At 72.0% G+C, this 16242-nt stretch carries 14 protein-coding genes; 10 read left to right on the plus strand and 4 right to left on the minus strand.

Annotated elements, in window-relative coordinates; genetic code table 11:
* Nucleotides 1-420 precede the first annotated feature (420 nt).
* Nucleotides 421-774 (plus strand): VOC family protein, encoded by a 354-nt coding sequence (locus tag ACIPK4_RS18090; RefSeq protein WP_402313693.1) that lies wholly within the window; start codon nucleotides 421-423, stop codon nucleotides 772-774.
* Between the two features lie 551 nt (nucleotides 775-1325).
* Here ACIPK4_RS18090 and ACIPK4_RS18095 read toward each other — a convergent pair.
* The gene (locus tag ACIPK4_RS18095; protein WP_376202738.1) at nucleotides 1326-1625 is read right to left on the minus strand and encodes a YciI family protein; all 300 of its coding nucleotides are present in this window, start codon (nucleotides 1623-1625) and stop codon (nucleotides 1326-1328) included.
* 26 nt (nucleotides 1626-1651) lie between these two features.
* Between ACIPK4_RS18095 and ACIPK4_RS18100 the strand changes: the two genes are divergently transcribed.
* Complete coding sequence (locus ACIPK4_RS18100) at nucleotides 1652-2329, plus strand: endonuclease V (protein WP_402313695.1); 678 nt, start codon at nucleotides 1652-1654, stop codon at nucleotides 2327-2329.
* A 132-nt stretch (nucleotides 2330-2461) separates the two neighbouring features.
* On the opposite strand, the gene ACIPK4_RS18105 is transcribed toward ACIPK4_RS18100, so the two are convergent.
* Nucleotides 2462-3760 carry a saccharopine dehydrogenase family protein gene (locus ACIPK4_RS18105; protein ID WP_402313697.1) on the minus strand — a complete coding sequence of 433 codons (1299 nt, stop codon included), beginning with the start codon at nucleotides 3758-3760 and terminating at the stop codon, nucleotides 2462-2464.
* Nucleotides 3761-3949: 189 nt separating this feature from the next.
* On the opposite strand from ACIPK4_RS18105, the gene ACIPK4_RS18110 reads away from it, so the two are divergent.
* From ACIPK4_RS18110 to ACIPK4_RS18135, 6 genes are all read left to right on the plus strand, one after another.
* On the plus strand, nucleotides 3950-4342 hold the full coding sequence (locus ACIPK4_RS18110; RefSeq protein WP_402313698.1) for an MmcQ/YjbR family DNA-binding protein: 393 nt from the start codon (nucleotides 3950-3952) through the stop codon (nucleotides 4340-4342).
* Between the two features lie 103 nt (nucleotides 4343-4445).
* The gene (locus ACIPK4_RS18115) at nucleotides 4446-5588 is read left to right on the plus strand and encodes a CaiB/BaiF CoA transferase family protein (RefSeq protein ID WP_402313700.1); all 1143 of its coding nucleotides are present in this window, start codon (nucleotides 4446-4448) and stop codon (nucleotides 5586-5588) included.
* Nucleotides 5588-6613: an LLM class F420-dependent oxidoreductase gene (locus ACIPK4_RS18120; RefSeq protein ID WP_402313702.1), complete on the plus strand. Its 1026-nt coding sequence runs from the start codon at nucleotides 5588-5590 to the stop codon at nucleotides 6611-6613. The genes ACIPK4_RS18115 and ACIPK4_RS18120 overlap by 1 nt, the downstream gene beginning before the upstream one ends.
* Nucleotides 6614-6657: 44 nt before the next feature.
* Nucleotides 6658-7800: an acyl-CoA dehydrogenase family protein gene (locus tag ACIPK4_RS18125; RefSeq protein WP_402313704.1), complete on the plus strand. Its 1143-nt coding sequence runs from the start codon at nucleotides 6658-6660 to the stop codon at nucleotides 7798-7800.
* Nucleotides 7801-7823: 23 nt separating this feature from the next.
* Nucleotides 7824-9038, plus strand: a complete 1215-nt coding sequence (locus ACIPK4_RS18130) for an acetyl-CoA C-acetyltransferase (protein ID WP_402313706.1) — start codon at nucleotides 7824-7826, stop codon at nucleotides 9036-9038.
* 45 nt (nucleotides 9039-9083) lie between these two features.
* Entirely contained in the window at nucleotides 9084-11255 is a 2172-nt protein-coding gene (locus ACIPK4_RS18135; protein ID WP_402313708.1) for a 3-hydroxyacyl-CoA dehydrogenase NAD-binding domain-containing protein, read from the plus strand.
* An 18-nt stretch (nucleotides 11256-11273) separates the two neighbouring features.
* Here ACIPK4_RS18135 and ACIPK4_RS18140 read toward each other — a convergent pair whose 3' ends face one another.
* Nucleotides 11274-12080 carry a MerR family transcriptional regulator gene (locus tag ACIPK4_RS18140; protein WP_402313710.1) on the minus strand — a complete coding sequence of 269 codons (807 nt, stop codon included), beginning with the start codon at nucleotides 12078-12080 and terminating at the stop codon, nucleotides 11274-11276.
* An 85-nt stretch (nucleotides 12081-12165) separates the two neighbouring features.
* Here ACIPK4_RS18140 and ACIPK4_RS18145 point away from each other — a divergent pair, with 85 nt between their 5' ends.
* Nucleotides 12166-14016, plus strand: a complete 1851-nt coding sequence (locus ACIPK4_RS18145) for an AMP-dependent synthetase/ligase (protein ID WP_402313712.1) — start codon at nucleotides 12166-12168, stop codon at nucleotides 14014-14016.
* Between the two features lie 160 nt (nucleotides 14017-14176).
* Here the strand turns inward: ACIPK4_RS18145 and sph are convergent, their stop codons facing one another.
* Nucleotides 14177-15178 (minus strand): sphingomyelin phosphodiesterase, encoded by a 1002-nt coding sequence (sph, locus tag ACIPK4_RS18150; protein ID WP_402313714.1) that lies wholly within the window; start codon nucleotides 15176-15178, stop codon nucleotides 14177-14179.
* Nucleotides 15179-15327: 149 nt separating this feature from the next.
* Between sph and ACIPK4_RS18155 the strand changes: the two genes are divergently transcribed.
* Nucleotides 15328-16221 (plus strand): oxygenase MpaB family protein, encoded by an 894-nt coding sequence (locus ACIPK4_RS18155; RefSeq protein ID WP_402313716.1) that lies wholly within the window; start codon nucleotides 15328-15330, stop codon nucleotides 16219-16221.
* Nucleotides 16222-16242 lie beyond the last annotated feature (21 nt).

The following is a 16242-nucleotide window of genomic DNA, read 5'->3' on the forward strand; positions in this document are numbered from 1 at the left end:
GCGATGTCGCTGCGCTCCACCCTTGACCGCCCGTCCCGTCCCGGAAAGACAACAGACTGCCGGGAAGCCCCCGAAGGATGGCCGGGGGGTTCATGCCCAGGGGCGGCCCCATCACAGATCCGGGCCGGGAGTCCCCGTCCCTCCGCAGCCGGCCCACCAGGACCGGCCAGCCGGACGACGATGGTGCGCAGGGAGGGGTACGGCTCCCATTCGGGCCCACGGAAGCCCATTCCGGACCTCGGCCGGACCAACCTGCACCAGGCAGCGACCAGAAGCCCGTCCCAGTCCATGCCGGCCCGTGGACGCGTCAGATCGCTACGCGCTCCTCCTTTCTCAGCGTCAGACGGCTGTCGTGGGCTGGACACGACTGCTTTGCCCTGTTGGACAGGGGCCCCATCGCCGTCCTGGTTAGATGGCGCCATGGAACGTGTGCTTGGAATCGGCGGGTACTTCCTGCGGGCGGCCGACCCCGGAGCTTTGAACGCTTGGTATCGCGATTGCCTGGGGCTGGACGCCGACCAGCACGGTCTGTGGCGCCAGGAGGCCGGGGCCACGGTGTTCGCGACGTTCGAGTCCGAGACCGATTACTTCGGGTCCCGCACCCAACAGACCATGCTCAACTTCCGTGTCCGCGACTTGGACGCGATGCTCGCGCAATTGCGCGCCAAGGGCGCGGACGTGGGCGAAGAGACCCAGGACATGGAAGGCGTCGGCCGATTCGGCTGGGTCACCGATCCCGAGGGCAATCGCATCGAACTCTGGCAGCCCGCCTGAGCACGTCGCGCATTCACCGGCCGTGGGCGGCTTGTGTCCAACCCCAGACGGCCGGCGGACGCTATGCCGGGAGAAGCGCGTAGCGATCTGGGGCGTTCGTGGGCCCACTCCGACCCTGATGGGCTTCTGGACGCTGCCTGGTGCGGGCTGCGCGCCACTACTGGCTGGCTGGCCGGTCCTGGTGGGCCGGCTGCGGATGGACGCGGACCCCTGTCCAGGATCTGTGATGGGGTCGCCCCTGGACACGTGCCCCCCCGGCCATCCTTCGGGGGCTTCCCGGCAGTCTGTTGTCTTTCCGGGACGGGACGGGCGGTCAAGGGTGGAGCGCAGCGACATCGCGAAGCGACGCGACGACGAAGGAGGAGCGCCCTTGACGGGCCGGCACGGCACGGAAGGACAGTGGACTGACGGGACGCCCCCGGACCCACCCCGACACCGCCCCGCCCGGACCCCGCCCCCCGAATCCCGACGTGCTCTCCGCCCCCCGAGCGCGCAGCCCCGCCGCCCAGCCTCCCGACCCGCCCCACCAGACCCCGGCCGGCCCACGCCCCCTAAACCGCCGGGTTCTCCCGTACCGCCGCCAGGTCCGAGGAGGTCTTCGTCGCGATGAACTCCGTGATGCGGTACGAGCAGACGCCCGCCAGGATGAACGGGTCTTCCGACGCGATCTTCTCGATCTCCGCGCGCGAGACGCCCCCGGCCAGGATGATGCCGCCCTCGCGCGGGACCTTGCGGCCCGAGGCGAGGAAGACGCCGGAGGCGTAGTAGCCGTCCAGCCAGGCGATGTGGGCGTCCAACTCGTCTTCGACTGCTTCGATGGGCGCGGTGTAGGTGAGCTCCATGACGAACATGATCGCCAGGCTACTCTCGCACCATCATGACGAGCGCAAAGACCCCCGCCGACGAGGCCGAGGCCCGGGCGATACAAGACGAACTCCGCCAACAGGTCGTACTGGACGAGCCCGGTCCGCCGCCCGGGCGCGGGCTGGTCGCAGGCGTGGACGTCGCCTACGACGACGAGCGTGACCTGGTCGCCGCCGCGGCCGTCGTCCTCGACGCCGCCACGCTGGAGGTCGTCGAGGAGGCGACCTCCGTCGGGCACGTCAGCTTCCCCTACGTGCCCGGGCTCCTCGCCTTCCGCGAACTGCCCACTGTGCTGGCCGCGTTGGACGCGCTCAGCGCCGTCCCCGACCTGGTCGTCTGCGACGGCTACGGGCTTGCCCACCCCCGCGGCTTCGGTCTGGCCTGCCACCTCGGCGTGGTCACCGGGCTGCCCAGCATCGGGGTGGCCAAGAACCCGTTCACGTTCACGTACGAGGAGCCCGGGACCCGGCGTGGCGACGCCGCGCCGCTGGTCGCGGCCGACGGCGCCGTCGTCGGCCGGGCGCTGCGCACGCAGGACGGGATCAAGCCGGTGTACGTCTCCGTGGGCCACCGGGTCTCACTCGACAACGCCTGTGCCCACGCCCTCGCGCTGAGCCCCCGATTCCGGATCCCCGAGTCCACGCGCCACGCCGATTCGCTGTGCAGGCGGGCCCTGCGCGAGGCCTCCTGACACCGGACGCACGCCACCACCCGACGCACGCCACCTTCGACGCGCGCCCCCGGTGCGCGCCGCCCCCCGACGCGCGCCCCCTTCGACGCGCGCCGCCCCCGGCGCGGGCCGCGCGGCCACGGTCCCCCGCCCCTACCGCACCGCCGCGACCCGGAAGCGGATGCCGGCCATCTGGAGCCGGTCCAGCAGGGCGTCGCCCATCGCCACCGCGGTGGTGAGCTGCCCGGCACGCTCCGGCAGGGCGTCGTAGGCGAGGCACAGCGCCGATTCGGCCAGCATCTTGGCCGTCTCGCCGTAGCCCGGGTCGCCGCCCGAGACCTCGGTGAACACGCGGCGGCCGCCGCCCTCGCCCACGAAGCGGACCGTGAACCAGCTGCGCGCCCGGCGCTCCGCGTCCGGGCCGCTGCCCGGCTCCCAGCGGCTCATCAGCCACCGCCGCGCCGCCGGGAGCTGGGCCAGGGCCACCGTCGCGCCGATCGCGGCCACGCCGCCGACGGCGACCGGGAGGTGCTTGACCGAGGCGTACTGCCGGTAGCGGAAGTCCGGGCCGTACCGCTCCAGCGCCGCCGCCGAGCGGGTGACGATGCGGGGGTCGAGGGTCGGCAGCGGGAGGGCCCACGTGCGGGTCTCCCGGCTGTACCGCGGTGCGCCGAGGGGGCCGCGCACGCGCCGCTGCGGCAGCCGGGGCTCGTGGAGGCGGCGCTCGTGTGCGGCGGCCAGGGTCTGCGTTCCGCGGCCCATGGCCGTCAGGGCCGAGGCGAGGGTTCCGCCGGAGAAGGCGGCGTTGGACCGCATGAACCCGTCCACCCGGAGCGGGACGCCGTCCGGCAGCTGTCCCACGGTGAAGTACGCGCCGAGGTCGGCCGGGATCGAGTCGAAGCCGCAGGCGTGCACCAGCCGCGCGCCGCTCTCCCGGGCCCGGGCGTCGTGGCGGACGTACGTCCGGTCCACGAACTCGGGCTCGCCGGTGAGGTCCACGTAGTCCGTGCCGGCCGCCGCGCAGGCGGCGACGAGCTCCGCCCCGTACAGGACGTACGGCCCGACGGTGGTGGCCAGGACCCGGGTGGAGGCGGCCAGTTCCCGTACGGCGGCCGCGTCCCCGGCGTCGACGCGCAGCAGCGGCAGCGATGCGCAGCCGGGGTGGAGTCCGGCCAGCCGTTCGCGCAGCCGCTCCAGCTTTGCGAAGTCGCGTCCGGCGAGGGCCCACCGGCAGTCGGCGGGGGCGTGCGCGGCGAGGTACTCGGCGGTGAGGGCGCCGACGAACCCGGTCGCCCCGAAGAGCACCACGTCATGGGGCCGGCCCGCCGCAGCACCGTCCGGGTCCCGGCCCGCGACCCGTTCCGGTTCCCGTTCCCGTTCCCGTTCCGGTTCCCGTTCCCGTTCCTGTCCGTGTCCCGCGGCTCCGTCGGCCTGCCGAACCTCTTCGTTCATCACGGCTCCTCCCCGCTGCTGTCGGTGGCTGAGGCTAGCGCGCGGCGTGTGCCGTACGAACAGTGCCTCCGGTCCGGCCCGGCCCGGCTGCTGCGGCCGGAGGTCGGCGCTAGCGTGAGGACCGACTGCGAGTGCGAGTGAGTGCGAGCGGGTGCGAGCGGGTGTGACCTGTGTCGAGCGGAGGCGTCCATGGGGTCTGGGGTGCGCAAGTGGGAGGCGGTGCGGGAGTTTGCCCGAGGGCTGCCGGAGGCCGCGGAGGAGTTCCCGTGGGGTCCCGAGGACTGCGTCGTGAAGGTGAACAAGAAGATCTTCGTGTTCCTGGGCAACGCCGACGGCCCCGGGCCGCCGGGAATCTCCGTCAAGCTCAAGGACGAGGCGCTGCACGGCCACGCCATGACCGCGCCCGGCGCGGAGCCGACCGGGTACGGGCTGGGGAAGGCCGGCTGGGTCTCCGTACCCCTGGGGGAGAAGGCGGCGCCCTCCCTCGACGTGCTGTGCGAGTGGGTGGAGGAGAGCTACCGCACGGTCGCCCTCAAACGGCATCTGAAGGAGCTGGACGCGCGAAACGAGTCAACCGGCTAAGCGGTTGCTCTTGTGCTGAGTGGAACGCGTTCCTAGCATCACTGGTGTTACATCGGTTGTGTCACACAGTGGCGGCGGTGGCGCCGGGGATGCCGGGGGTTCGATGGCAGTGACAGGGAACGTGCCCGGCGGCGGCCCGCTCGCGGGCGTGCGCGTCGTCGAACTGGCGGGCATCGGCCCGGGCCCGTTCGCCGCCATGCTCCTCGCCGACCTGGGCGCGGACGTCGTACGAGTGGACCGCCCCGGCGGTGGCGCCCTCGCCGTCGACCCCGCCTACGACATCACCAACCGCGGCAAGCGGTCCGTCCTGGTCGACCTGAAGGCCCCCGGCGGCCCCGCCCGTGTGCTGGATCTGGTCGAACGGGCCGACGTGCTGATCGAGGGGCTGCGACCCGGGGTCGCCGAGCGGCTCGGCGTGGGCCCCGCCGACTGCCACGCCCGGAACCCCGGGCTGGTCTACGGCCGGATGACCGGGTGGGGCCAGGACGGCCCGCTCGCGCACACCGCCGGGCACGACATCGCCTACATCGCCGTCACCGGCGCCCTCGGCATGATCGGGAACCCGGGCGAGCCGCCGGCCGTCCCCGCGAACCTGGTCGGGGACTACGCGGGCGGCTCGCTGTACCTGGTCATCGGCGTCCTCGCGGCCCTCCGGCACGCCCGTACCCCCGGCGGCGCGGGCCAGGTCGTGGACGCGGCCATCGTCGACGGCACCGCCCACCTCACCGCCATGATCCACGGGATGATGGCGGCCGGCGGCTGGCAGGACCGGCGCGGGGCCAACCTCCTCGACGGCGGCTGCCCCTTCTACGGCACGTACGAGACCTCCGACGGCGGGTACATGGCGGTCGGCGCCCTGGAGCAGCAGTTCTACGACACCTTCGTCGAGCTGCTCGGCATCGGGGAACAGGCCCCGGCCCGCAAGGACGTGGCCCGCTGGGGCGAGCTCCGCGAGGCGGTCGCCGCCCGCTTCAAGACCCGTACGCGCCAGGAGTGGACGGCGGTCTTCGAGGGCTCCGACGCCTGCGTGGCGCCCGTACTGTCCCTCGGCGAGGCGCCGCTGCACCCGCACCTGGCCGCCCGCGGGACCTTCACCGAGTTCGGCGGGATCACCCAGCCGGCCCCCGCCCCGCGGTTCTCCGCGACCCCGGCCCGCGTGACCGCCGGGCCCGCCCGGCCGGGCGCGCACACCGAGTCCGTGGCGGCCGACTGGGACGTACCGGCCCTGCTCACGAAGGACGCCTGATGGAACTGTCCATGATGCTGGACTACGCGGGGGACCCGCGCCGGGCCGCCGACGAGGCGGCGGCGCTGGAGGCGGCCGGGCTCGACGCCGTGTGGGTCGCCGAGGCGTGGGGCTTCGACTCACCGACGATCATGGGCTATCTGGCGGCCCGCACCGAGCGGATGAAGATCGGCTCGGCCATCCTCAACGTCTACTCCCGCACCCCCGCCCTCATCGCCCAGACGGCGGCCGGACTCGACGCGGTCTCCGGCGGCAGGGCGCTCCTGGGCCTCGGAGCCTCCGGCCCGCAGGTCGTCGAGGGCTGGCACGGGAAGCCGTACGACAAGCCGATCGGCCGGACCCGCGAGACCGTCGAGCTGTGCCGCCGGATCTGGCGCCGCGAGACGATCGACCACCACGGCATCACCGACATGCCGCTGCCGCCCGAGAGGGGCGGCCGGCACGGCAAGCCACTGAGGATCCTCACCCGGCCGGTCCGGGACCAGGTCCCCGTCTACATCGCCTCACTCGGTCCCGCCAACGTGCGGATGACCGCCGAGATCGCCGACGGCTGGCTGCCCACCCTGTTCATCCCGGAGAAGGCCCGCGCGGTGTGGGGGAGCGCCCTCGCCGAGGGCGCCGCCCTGCGCGCCCCGGAGCTCGGCCCGCTGCAGACCGTGGCGGGCGGACTCCTCGCGATCGGCGAGGACGCGGCCGCCGTACGGGACCTGGCGCGCCCGCAGATCGCGCTGTACGTCGGCGGCATGGGCGCCGTCGGCAAGAACTTCTACAACGACCTCGCCGTCGCCTACGGGTACGAGGAGGAGGCCCGGAAGATCCAGGAGCTCTACCTCTCCGGCCGCAAGCGCGACGCCGCGGCGGCCGTCCCGGACGAGTTCTGCGAGCTCATGACGCTGTGCGGGCCCGAGAGCTACGTGCGCGAGCGGGTCGAGGCCTTCCGGGAGGCCGGCGTCACCATGCTCAACGTCACACCCGTCGGTGCCGAGCCGGCCCGGCTGATCGAAACCGTCAAGAGCTGGCTCTAGGTCGCGAGCCCGGCAATCCCAAAGAAACGGCCTAGGGGGCCCCGATGCAACGCCGCATCTTCGACGCCGACCACGAGGCGTTCCGCGAAACGGTCCGCACCTTCCTCAGCAAGGAGGTGCTGCCGTACTACGAGCAGTGGGAGAAGGACGGCATCGTCAGCCGCGAGGCCTGGCGGGCCGCAGGACGGCAGGGCCTGCTGGGCCTGGCCGTCCCCGAGGAGTACGGGGGCGGCGGCAACACCGACTTCCGGTACGCCGCCGTGATCGCGGAGGAGTTCACCCGGGCCGGTGCGGCGGGCCTCGCGATCGGCCTGCACAACGACATCATCGGCCCGTACCTGACCTCGCTCGCCACCGAGGAGCAGAAGCGGCGCTGGCTGCCCGGCTTCTGCTCCGGCGAGACCATCACGGCGATCGCGATGACCGAACCGGGCGCGGGCTCCGACCTCCAGGGGATCCGGACCAGCGCGGAGGACCGGGGCGACCACTGGGTGCTCAACGGCTCCAAGACCTTCATCTCCAACGGCATCCTCGCCGACCTGGTCATCGTGGTCGCGAAGACCACCCCGGAGGGCGGGGCGCACGGCCTGTCGTTGCTGGTGGTCGAGCGGGGCACGGAGGGCTTCGAACGCGGCCGCAACCTGGACAAGATCGGCCAGAAGGCGCAGGACACCGCCGAGCTGTTCTTCCACGACGTGCGCGTCCCCAAGGAGAACCTGCTGGGCGAGCTGAACGGCGCCTTCGTGCACCTGATGACCAACCTCGCGCAGGAGCGGATGGGCATCGCGATGGCCGGCATCGCCGCCGCCGAGCACCTGCTGGAGATCACCACCCGGTACGTGAAGGAGCGCGAGGCCTTCGGGCGGCCGCTCTCCAAGCTCCAGCACGTCCGCTTCGAGATAGCGGAGATGGCCACCGAGTGCGCCGTCACCCGCACGTTCCTGGACCGCTGCATCGTCGACCACTCCAACGGCGAGCTGGACCACGTCCACGCCTCGATGGCCAAGTGGTGGGCGACCGAACTCCAGAAGCGGGTCGCCGACCGCTGCCTGCAACTGCACGGCGGGTACGGCTACATGAGCGAATATCCGGTCGCCCGGGCCTTCACCGACGGCCGCATCCAGACCATCTACGGCGGCACGACCGAGATCATGAAAGAGATCATCGGCCGTTCCCTGCTCGGATAACTCCCCCTCGAAAGGCTTGACCAGTGAGCACCGAAGCTTACGTATACGACGCGATCCGCACGCCGCGCGGCCGCGGCAAGGCCAATGGCGCCCTGCACGGCACCAAGCCGATCGACCTGGTCGTCGGCCTCATCAACGCGCTGCGCGAGCGCAACCCCGGCCTGGACCCCGCCACCATCGACGACATCGTCCTCGGCGTCGTCGGCCCGGTCGGCGACCAGGGCTCCGACATCGCCCGCATCGCGGCCATCGCCGCCGGGCTCCCGGACACGGTGGCCGGCGTGCAGGAGAACCGCTTCTGTGCCTCGGGTCTGGAGGCCGTGAACCTGGCCGCCGCCAAGGTCCGCTCCGGCTGGGAGGACCTGGTCCTCGCGGGCGGCGTGGAGTCCATGTCCCGCGTCCCGATGGCCTCCGACGGCGGCGCCTGGTTCAACGACCCGATGACCAACTGGGACACCGGCTTCGTCCCCCAGGGCATCGGCGCCGACCTGATTGCGACCATCGAGGGCTTCTCCCGCCGCGACGTGGACGAGTACGCCGCCCTCTCCCAGGAGCGTGCCGCCGCCGCCATCAAGGACGGCCGCTTCGCGAAGTCCGTCGTCCCGGTCACCGACCGCAACGGCCTGGTCGTCCTGGACCAGGAGGAGTTCGTCCGCCCCGGTACCACCGCCGACACCCTCGCGGGGCTCAAGCCGTCCTTCGCGGACATCGGCGACCTCGGCGGCTTCGACGCCGTCGCCCTGCAGAAGTACCACTGGATCGAGAAGATCGACCACGTCCACCACGCCGGCAACTCCTCCGGCATCGTCGACGGCGCCTCGCTCGTCGCGATCGGCACCCGTGAGGCCGGAGAGCGCAACGGCCTGGCTCCCCGGGCCCGCATCGTGTCGGCCGCCGTCTCCGGCTCCGAACCCACCATCATGCTCACCGGCCCCGCCCCGGCCACCCGCAAGGCCCTCGCCAAGGCCGGCCTGACCATCGACGACATCGACCTGATCGAGATGAACGAGGCCTTCGCCGGCGTCGTCCTGCGCTTCGTCAAGGACATGGGCGTCTCCCTCGACAAGGTCAACGTCAACGGCGGCGCGATCGCGCTCGGCCACCCGCTCGGCGCCACCGGCGCGATGCTGCTCGGCACCGTCATCGACGAACTGGAGCGCCAGGACAAGCGCTACGGCCTCGTCACCCTCTGCGTCGGCGGCGGCATGGGCGTCGCCACCATCGTCGAGCGCGTCTGATCCGTCCTGATCCCTGATCCCACCCCTGACACGGAAGTAGCGAACATGAGCGAGTCCACCACGATCCGCTGGGAACAGGACGAGACCGGCGTCGTCACCCTGGTCCTCGACGACCCCAACCAGTCCGCCAACACGATGAACCAGGCCTTCAAGGACTCCATCGCGGCGATCGCCGACCGCGCCGAGGCCGAGAAGGACTCCATCCGCGGCGTCATCTACACCTCCGCCAAGAAGACCTTCTTCGCGGGAGGCGACCTCAAGGACATGATCGGGCTGCGCCCCGAGCACGCACAGGTCGCCTTCGACACCGGCACCGAGATCAAGCGGTCGCTGCGCCGCATCGAGACCCTCGGCAAGCCCGTCGTCGCCGCCATCAACGGCGCGGCCCTCGGTGGCGGGTACGAGATCTGCCTCGCCTCCCACCACCGCGTCGCCCTCGACGCCCCCGGCTCCAAGATCGGCCTGCCCGAGGTCACCCTCGGCCTGCTCCCGGCCGGCGGCGGCGTCACCCGTACCGTGCGCCTGATGGGCATCGCCGACGCGCTCCTGAAGGTGCTGCTCCAGGGCACGCAGTACAACCCGCAGCGCGCCCTGGACAACGGCCTCGTGCACGAACTGGCCGCCACCCCCGAGGAGATGCTCGCCAAGGCCCGCGCCTTCATCGACGCGAACCCCGAGTCCAAGCAGCCCTGGGACGTTCCCGGCTACAAGATCCCGGGCGGTACGCCGTCCAACCCGCGCTTCGCCGCCAACCTCCCGGCGTTCCCCGCCAACCTGAAGAAGCAGCTCAACGGCGCCCCGTACCCGGCGCCGCGCAACATCCTGGCCTGCGCCGTCGAGGGCGCCCAGGTGGACTTCGAGACCGCGCTGACCATCGAGGCCCGCTACTTCACCGAGCTGGTCACCGGGCAGACCGCCAAGAACATGATCCAGGCGTTCTTCTTCGACCTCCAGGCCGTCAACGCCGGCCGCAGCCGCCCGCAGGGGATCGAGCCCCGCACGGTCCGCAAGGTCGCCGTCCTCGGCGCCGGCATGATGGGCGCCGGCATCGCGTACTCCTGCGCCCGCGCGGGCATCGAGGTGGTGCTCAAGGACGTCACCCCCGAGGCCGCGGCCAAGGGCAAGGCGTACTCCGAGGGACTGCTCGACAAGGCCTTCGCCCGCGGCCGTACGACCGAGGCCCAGCGCGCCGAACTCCTCGCCCGGATCACGCCGACCGCCGAGACCGCCGACCTGGCCGGCTGCGACGCCGTCATCGAGGCCGTCTTCGAGGACACCTCCCTCAAGCACAAGGTCTTCCAGGAGATCCAGGACGTCATCGCCCCCGACGCGCTGCTGTGCTCCAACACCTCCACGCTGCCCATCACCGGCCTCGCGGAAGGCGTTTCGCGCCCCGGGGACTTCATCGGGCTGCACTTCTTCTCGCCCGTCGACAAGATGCCGCTCGTGGAGATCATCAAGGGCGAGCGCACCGGCGACGAGGCCATCGCCCGCGCCTTCGACCTCGTACGGCAGATCAACAAGACCCCGATCGTGGTCAACGACTCGCGCGGGTTCTTCACCTCGCGCGTCATCGGCCAGTTCATCAACGAGGGCGTGGCGATGGTCGGCGAGGGCATCGAGCCCGCGTCCATCGAGCAGGCCGCCGCCCAGGCCGGCTACCCGGCCAAGGTGCTCTCCCTGATGGACGAGCTCACCCTCACCCTCCCGCGCAAGATCCGCAACGAGACCCGCAAGGCCTTCGAGGCCGAGGGCCGCACGTGGACGGCGCACCCCGCGGACACCGTCATCGACCGGATGGTCGACGAGTTCGGCCGCCCCGGCCGCAGCGGCGGGGCCGGGTTCTACGCGTACGACGAGGCCGGCAAGCGCGCCGGCATCTGGCCGGGCCTGCGCGAGCACTTCGCCAAGCCGGACGCGCAGATCCCCTTCGAGGACATGAAGGAGCGGATGCTGTTCTCCGAGGCCCTGGACACCGTCCGCTGCCTCGACGAGGGCGTGCTGACCTCGATCGCCGACGCCAACATCGGCTCCATCATGGGGATCGGATTCCCGGCCTGGACCGGCGGCGTGATCCAGTACATCAACGGCTACGAGGGCGGTCTGCCCGGCTTCGTCGCCCGCTCCCGCGAGCTGGCCGAGAAGTACGGCGAGCGCTTCACCCCGCCGGCCTCGCTCGTCGAGAAGGCCGAACGCGGCGAGACGTACGCCGACTGAGCACGGCGCGGGCGGTGTTCACCCGGAGCCGGCTGGGGCGGCTGAGTCCGAGCCGGCCGAGCCGGCGGCGTCGACGGAGTCGGCGGACTCCGGGGACTCCGAGGTGAACGCTGCCCGCAGTTCCTCCCTGAGGGACCGCTGGAAGGCGGTGACCAGCGCCTGCACCACCATCGGCTGCATGTGCGCGGACAGCGCCTTCATCGACTCCACCCGCTCCGGATCGCTCTCACCCTCGGTGAACGGACCCCACACCTCGTCCCGGAAGAGCGCCGTCAGCTCGTGCGCCGCGGATCTGGTGTGCTCCCTCAGCACCGAGCGCGCGGCGAGGATCGTCTCCTGTGCGATCGGCACGTCGAGGAGCGCGACCCCCAGCCGCAGCAGCCCCACGTCCACCCGGAAGCCCTCCGAGCCCTCACCGGCCGCGGCCAGCACGTTCATCGCCGTCAGCCGCTGCACGTCCGTGTCCGACAGGGGCCGCCCCGCCCGCTTTTCCAGCTCGGCCCGGGAGACCTCCCGCGCCGAATCGGGCGCCCAACTGGACACCAGGGCACGGTGGATGGCCAGATCGTGCGCGTTCAGATCGTCGGGCAGGGTGTCGAGGTAGCGCTCGATGGCCGACAGCGTCATGCCCTGGTGCTGCAACTCCTCGATCAGCGCGAGCCGCGACAGGTGCTCCGGCCCGTAGTGGCCCACCCGACGGGGGCCGATCACGGGAGGGGGCAAAAGGCCGCGCGTGCTGTAGAACCGTACGGTGCGCACGGTGACGCCAGCCCTGGCCGCCAGCTCGTCGACGGTGAGCATCGGCTCTGGTGCCTGGTCGGCCATCGTCCGCGCCTCGCTCTCTGCTCCACAGCTTGGGTTCAACAGTATTGCTGTCGCACCAACGATGTGAAACGGCCAGGAGCTGCCCATGACCATGAAACTGCGACTGCCCGGACGACCCGAAGAGCTCACCCTGCCCACCCTGCTGGCACGCAACGCCGCCGACTACGGCGATCTCCCCGCCCTCTCGTGGCGCGAGGGCGCCGGCTGGACCACCCTCACCTGGAGCGAGGTCCGCCGCAGGGTCGCCGTCCTCGCCTCCGGATACGCCGCCCTCGGCGTCGAGCGCGGCGAACACGTCCTGATCATGATGGGCAACCGCCCCGAGCACTGGCTGAGCGATCTCGCGCTCGTCCACCTCGGAGCCGTCCCCGTCACCGTGTACGGGACCTCCGCGCCCGAGCAGATCGCCCACATCGCCCGCCACAGCCGGGCCCGGTTCGCGCTCCTCGAAGGGGCCCGCGAGCTGGGGCGGTGGGAACCGCTGCTCGCTGACGCGCAGGTGCCGCTGCAGCGGCTGGTCGTGGCCGAGGCCGCCGAGGCGGGAACGCACCGCACGTACGGCTCCCTGTACGCGAGCGGCGCCCGCACGCACCGCCCCGACGCCTTCGAGAAGGCCTGGCAGGAGGCCCGCCCAGAGGACCCGCTGACCGTCGTCTACACCTCCGGCACCACCGGAGACCCCAAGGGAGTGCGGCTGACCCACCGCAACATCGTGCTCCAAGCCGTCCGCCTCGACCGTCGCACGGAGCTGCCCGAGCACGCCGAGCACATCTGCTACCTCCCGTTCGCGCACATCGCCGAGCGGATCCTCGGCATGTACCTGCCGCTGCTGCGGGCGGCGCACGTCCGGCTGGTCGCGGACCCGACGGCCGTGGCACCCGCCGTCCGTGAACTGCACCCGGTGCAGTTTTTCGGCGTGCCCCGGGTCTGGGAGAAGCTCGCCGCGTCCGTACGGGCCGTGCTCGCGCAGCTTCCGGACGCACAACGGGAGTCCATCGAGGCCGCGAACGACCTCGCGCGGGCCCGCGCCGGACACCGGGAGCGCGGTGAACGGATCCCGGCCGCGCTGGAGGCCTCGTACGCGCGGGCCAAGGAGCAGGTGCTGGACCCGCTGCTGGGCCTGGCCGGACTCGACCGGCTGGTGTGGACGGCCAGCGCGACCGCGCCGATGCCGATCGACGTGGTCCGGTTCTGGGCGGGCTGGGGGATCACGATCATGGACGCCTGGGGGCTGACCGAGACCTCGGGCGTGTGCACGGTCAACAGCCCGGACGACTTCCGGCTGGGCTCGGTCGGCCGCCCGATCGAGGGCCTGGAGCTGCGGCTCGCCGAGGACGGGGAGATCCTCACCCGCGGTGCGACCGTCTTCGGCGGCTACCTGCGGGCCGACGGGTCGGTGGAGGGCGCACACGACGCCGAGGGCTGGTTCGCCACCGGGGACATCGGCCGGCTCGACGAGGACGGGTTCCTCTGGCTGACCGACCGCAAGAAGGAACTCATCATCACCTCGAACGGCAAGAACGTCTCGCCGGCCCTGGTGGAGAACACCGTCAAGGAACACCCGCTGATCGGCCAGGCCCTGGTGCACGGCGACGGCCGCTCCTACCTGGTCGCCCTGCTGGTGCTGGACGCGGAACTGGCCCCGGCGTGGGCGGCGGCCCGCGGGATCGAGGCCGGCTCCTTTGCCGCACTCGCGGCGCACCCGGCCGTCCGCGAGGAGGTCGCCCACGCCGTCGAGGCGGCCAACGCCCGGCTCAACCGGACCGAGCAGATCAAGCGGTACCGGCTGCTGACCGAGGAGTGGGGCCCCGAATCCGGGGAACTCACGCCCTCGCTGAAGCTGCGCCGCCGGGTGATCCGGGAGAAGTACGCCCCCCTGATCGACGCCCTCTACGAGGACCCGCACGAGGACCCACACCCGGCCGAGGTCCCTTAGCCCGGCCGACCCCGCCCGGTGGGCGCGAGCGCGCCCACCGGGCGGGGCCAGGAACGACACCCGAGTCCCTGCGCTCGGCAAACCCGAGAGGGGGCGTTGTGTCGACGGGGCCCGGGTGCCCGTCGTGGGGCGGGGCGGGCCGGCGACCAGCGGCGGACTTCTAGCGGCCGATCAGCGGGTAGTGGTCGCTGAGGTTGGTGTACGTGTACGAGGTGCCCCAGCTGGAGACCGTCCAGGGCGCCGACTGCTCCTTGACCACGTTGTTCTCCCAGCCCGCCGGGCGGGCGTTGCCCTTGCGGTAGAGCACGTAGTCCAGGTCCTCGCGCGGGTCCGTCGGGTAGCGGTAGTTCGCGATGGAGTTCAGGGCGGTGTCGAAGGAGTACGGGTGACCCGTGCGCGAGTCGGAGTTCGCCAGGTCGGCGTTGGCGAGCATGGACGCGAACTCGGGGGAGCGGGAGTCGACGTTCATGTCGCCGGCGACGATGACCTGCTCGTCCGCCGGGATGTTCTTGCCGTCCAGGAAGGCGTCTATCGCCTTGAACTGGCGGGCGCGCATGTCGGCCGCCTCGCCGGCGCCGCAGCCCGGGTCGGTGGACTGGGCGTGCGTGCCGACCACGTGGACCCGGGTGCCGTTCACGTTCAGCACGACATAGGCGAAGCCCTTGTTGGACCACCAGTCGGCGCCGCAGGCGTCCTTGTAGACGACCTGCTCCTTGCGGATGATCGGCCACTTGCTCAGGACCGTGACGCCACCGTCCTCCGGAGTGGTGGAGGAGTAGGCGCCGCCCGTGGCGTCCCAGCCGCTCTTGCTGCGGCCGACGACCGGGGTCTGGTACGGGTACTGCGCCGAGGCGCCCGACTTCAGCGCGTCCGAGGCGCCGTTGTCGAAGGCCTCCTGGAGCACGACCACGTCGTGGCCCTGGAAGAAGGACGCCTTGGGAATCTCCGAAGCCCGGTGGTCCTGACCCCAGTTGGGGTAGAGGTTCTTGCTCATCAGGAACGTGTTGTACGTGAGGACGCTGAGCCGCGGGGCCGTGGTGCTCTCCGCGGCCGAGGCGGCCGAGGCGGCCGGCGCACCGGTGGCGGCCAGTGCGCCGACGGCGATCGCCGCAACGGCCGTGGCGGCGGCGCGGCGGCCGGGGGTGAGCTTGGTGGGCAGCATGAGGTCTCCATCATTGCGCGGGGGGAGATCGACTCCGTCATCCAAGCAGCCGCGGTTACCTCTGGGTAACACCCGTGACAAGACTTTCTGTCCGGGAGCGGACGTCTGGCGGCCGCGACCCGAACCTTCAGCACTCGCATACTGGAACCATGAGCGAAACAGGGCTTCCCGCACCCGGACCGACGGCCGCGCGCCGTCCCGATCCGGAGCCGCCGGCGCCCGGCGGGGTGCTCTGGACCATCTCCGGTGACATCCGGGCCCTGCTGATGCTGCCCGCCGCCTTCACGATGCAGGTCGCCCATCCCGCGATCGGCGCCGGCGTCGACGAGCACTCCGTCTTCCGCACCGACCCCTGGGGGCGCGGCGAACGCTCGCTGCGCTCCGTCCAGCTGTGGGTGTACGGCGGAGAGGAAGCCGCCGAGGAGGGCCGTCGGGTGCGCCGCCTGCACAAGGAGATCCAGGGCGTCGACACCCGGGGACGGCGCTACCACTCCCTCGACCCCGCCTGCTACTCCTGGGTGCACGCCACCGGCTTCCCGGTCTACCTGTACGCCGGGCGGTACCTGCTGCGCCGCTTCACCCCCGCCCAGGAGCGGCAGCTGTACCGGGAGTGGCTCCAGGTGGGCCGGATCCTCGGCCTCCACGACCGGGACATGCCGCAGAGCATCGAGGAGTACTGGGTCTACTACCGCCGGATGCTGGCCGAGGAGATCGAACCCACCAAGGTCGCCCGCGAACTGGTCGCCACCGACGTGCCGCTGCCCCGGCCCGAGGGCGGCTCCCTGCCGGTACGGCTGCTCCTGCGGCTCACCTGGCCGCTGCTCCGCGCGGCGTTCCTGCGCTTCCGGGCCTTCGTCACCGTCGGGTACATGCCGCCCGACGCCCGCGCCGCCATCGGGCTGGAGTGGAGCCCGGCCCAGGAACGCCGGCTCCGGCGGCTCAGCACGGCCGTGCGGCTCCTTGTACCGCTGCTGCCGGAGCGGGTGCGGTACCTGCCCATCGCGCGGGCGGCACGGGCCCGGTGGCGCGCCGGCGCCCGCTGAGGGGCGCCGGCGCGCAGGGCA

The organism is Streptomyces sp. NPDC086989, from assembly GCF_044745505.1.
Classification (GTDB): Bacteria; Actinomycetota; Actinomycetes; order Streptomycetales; family Streptomycetaceae; genus Streptomyces.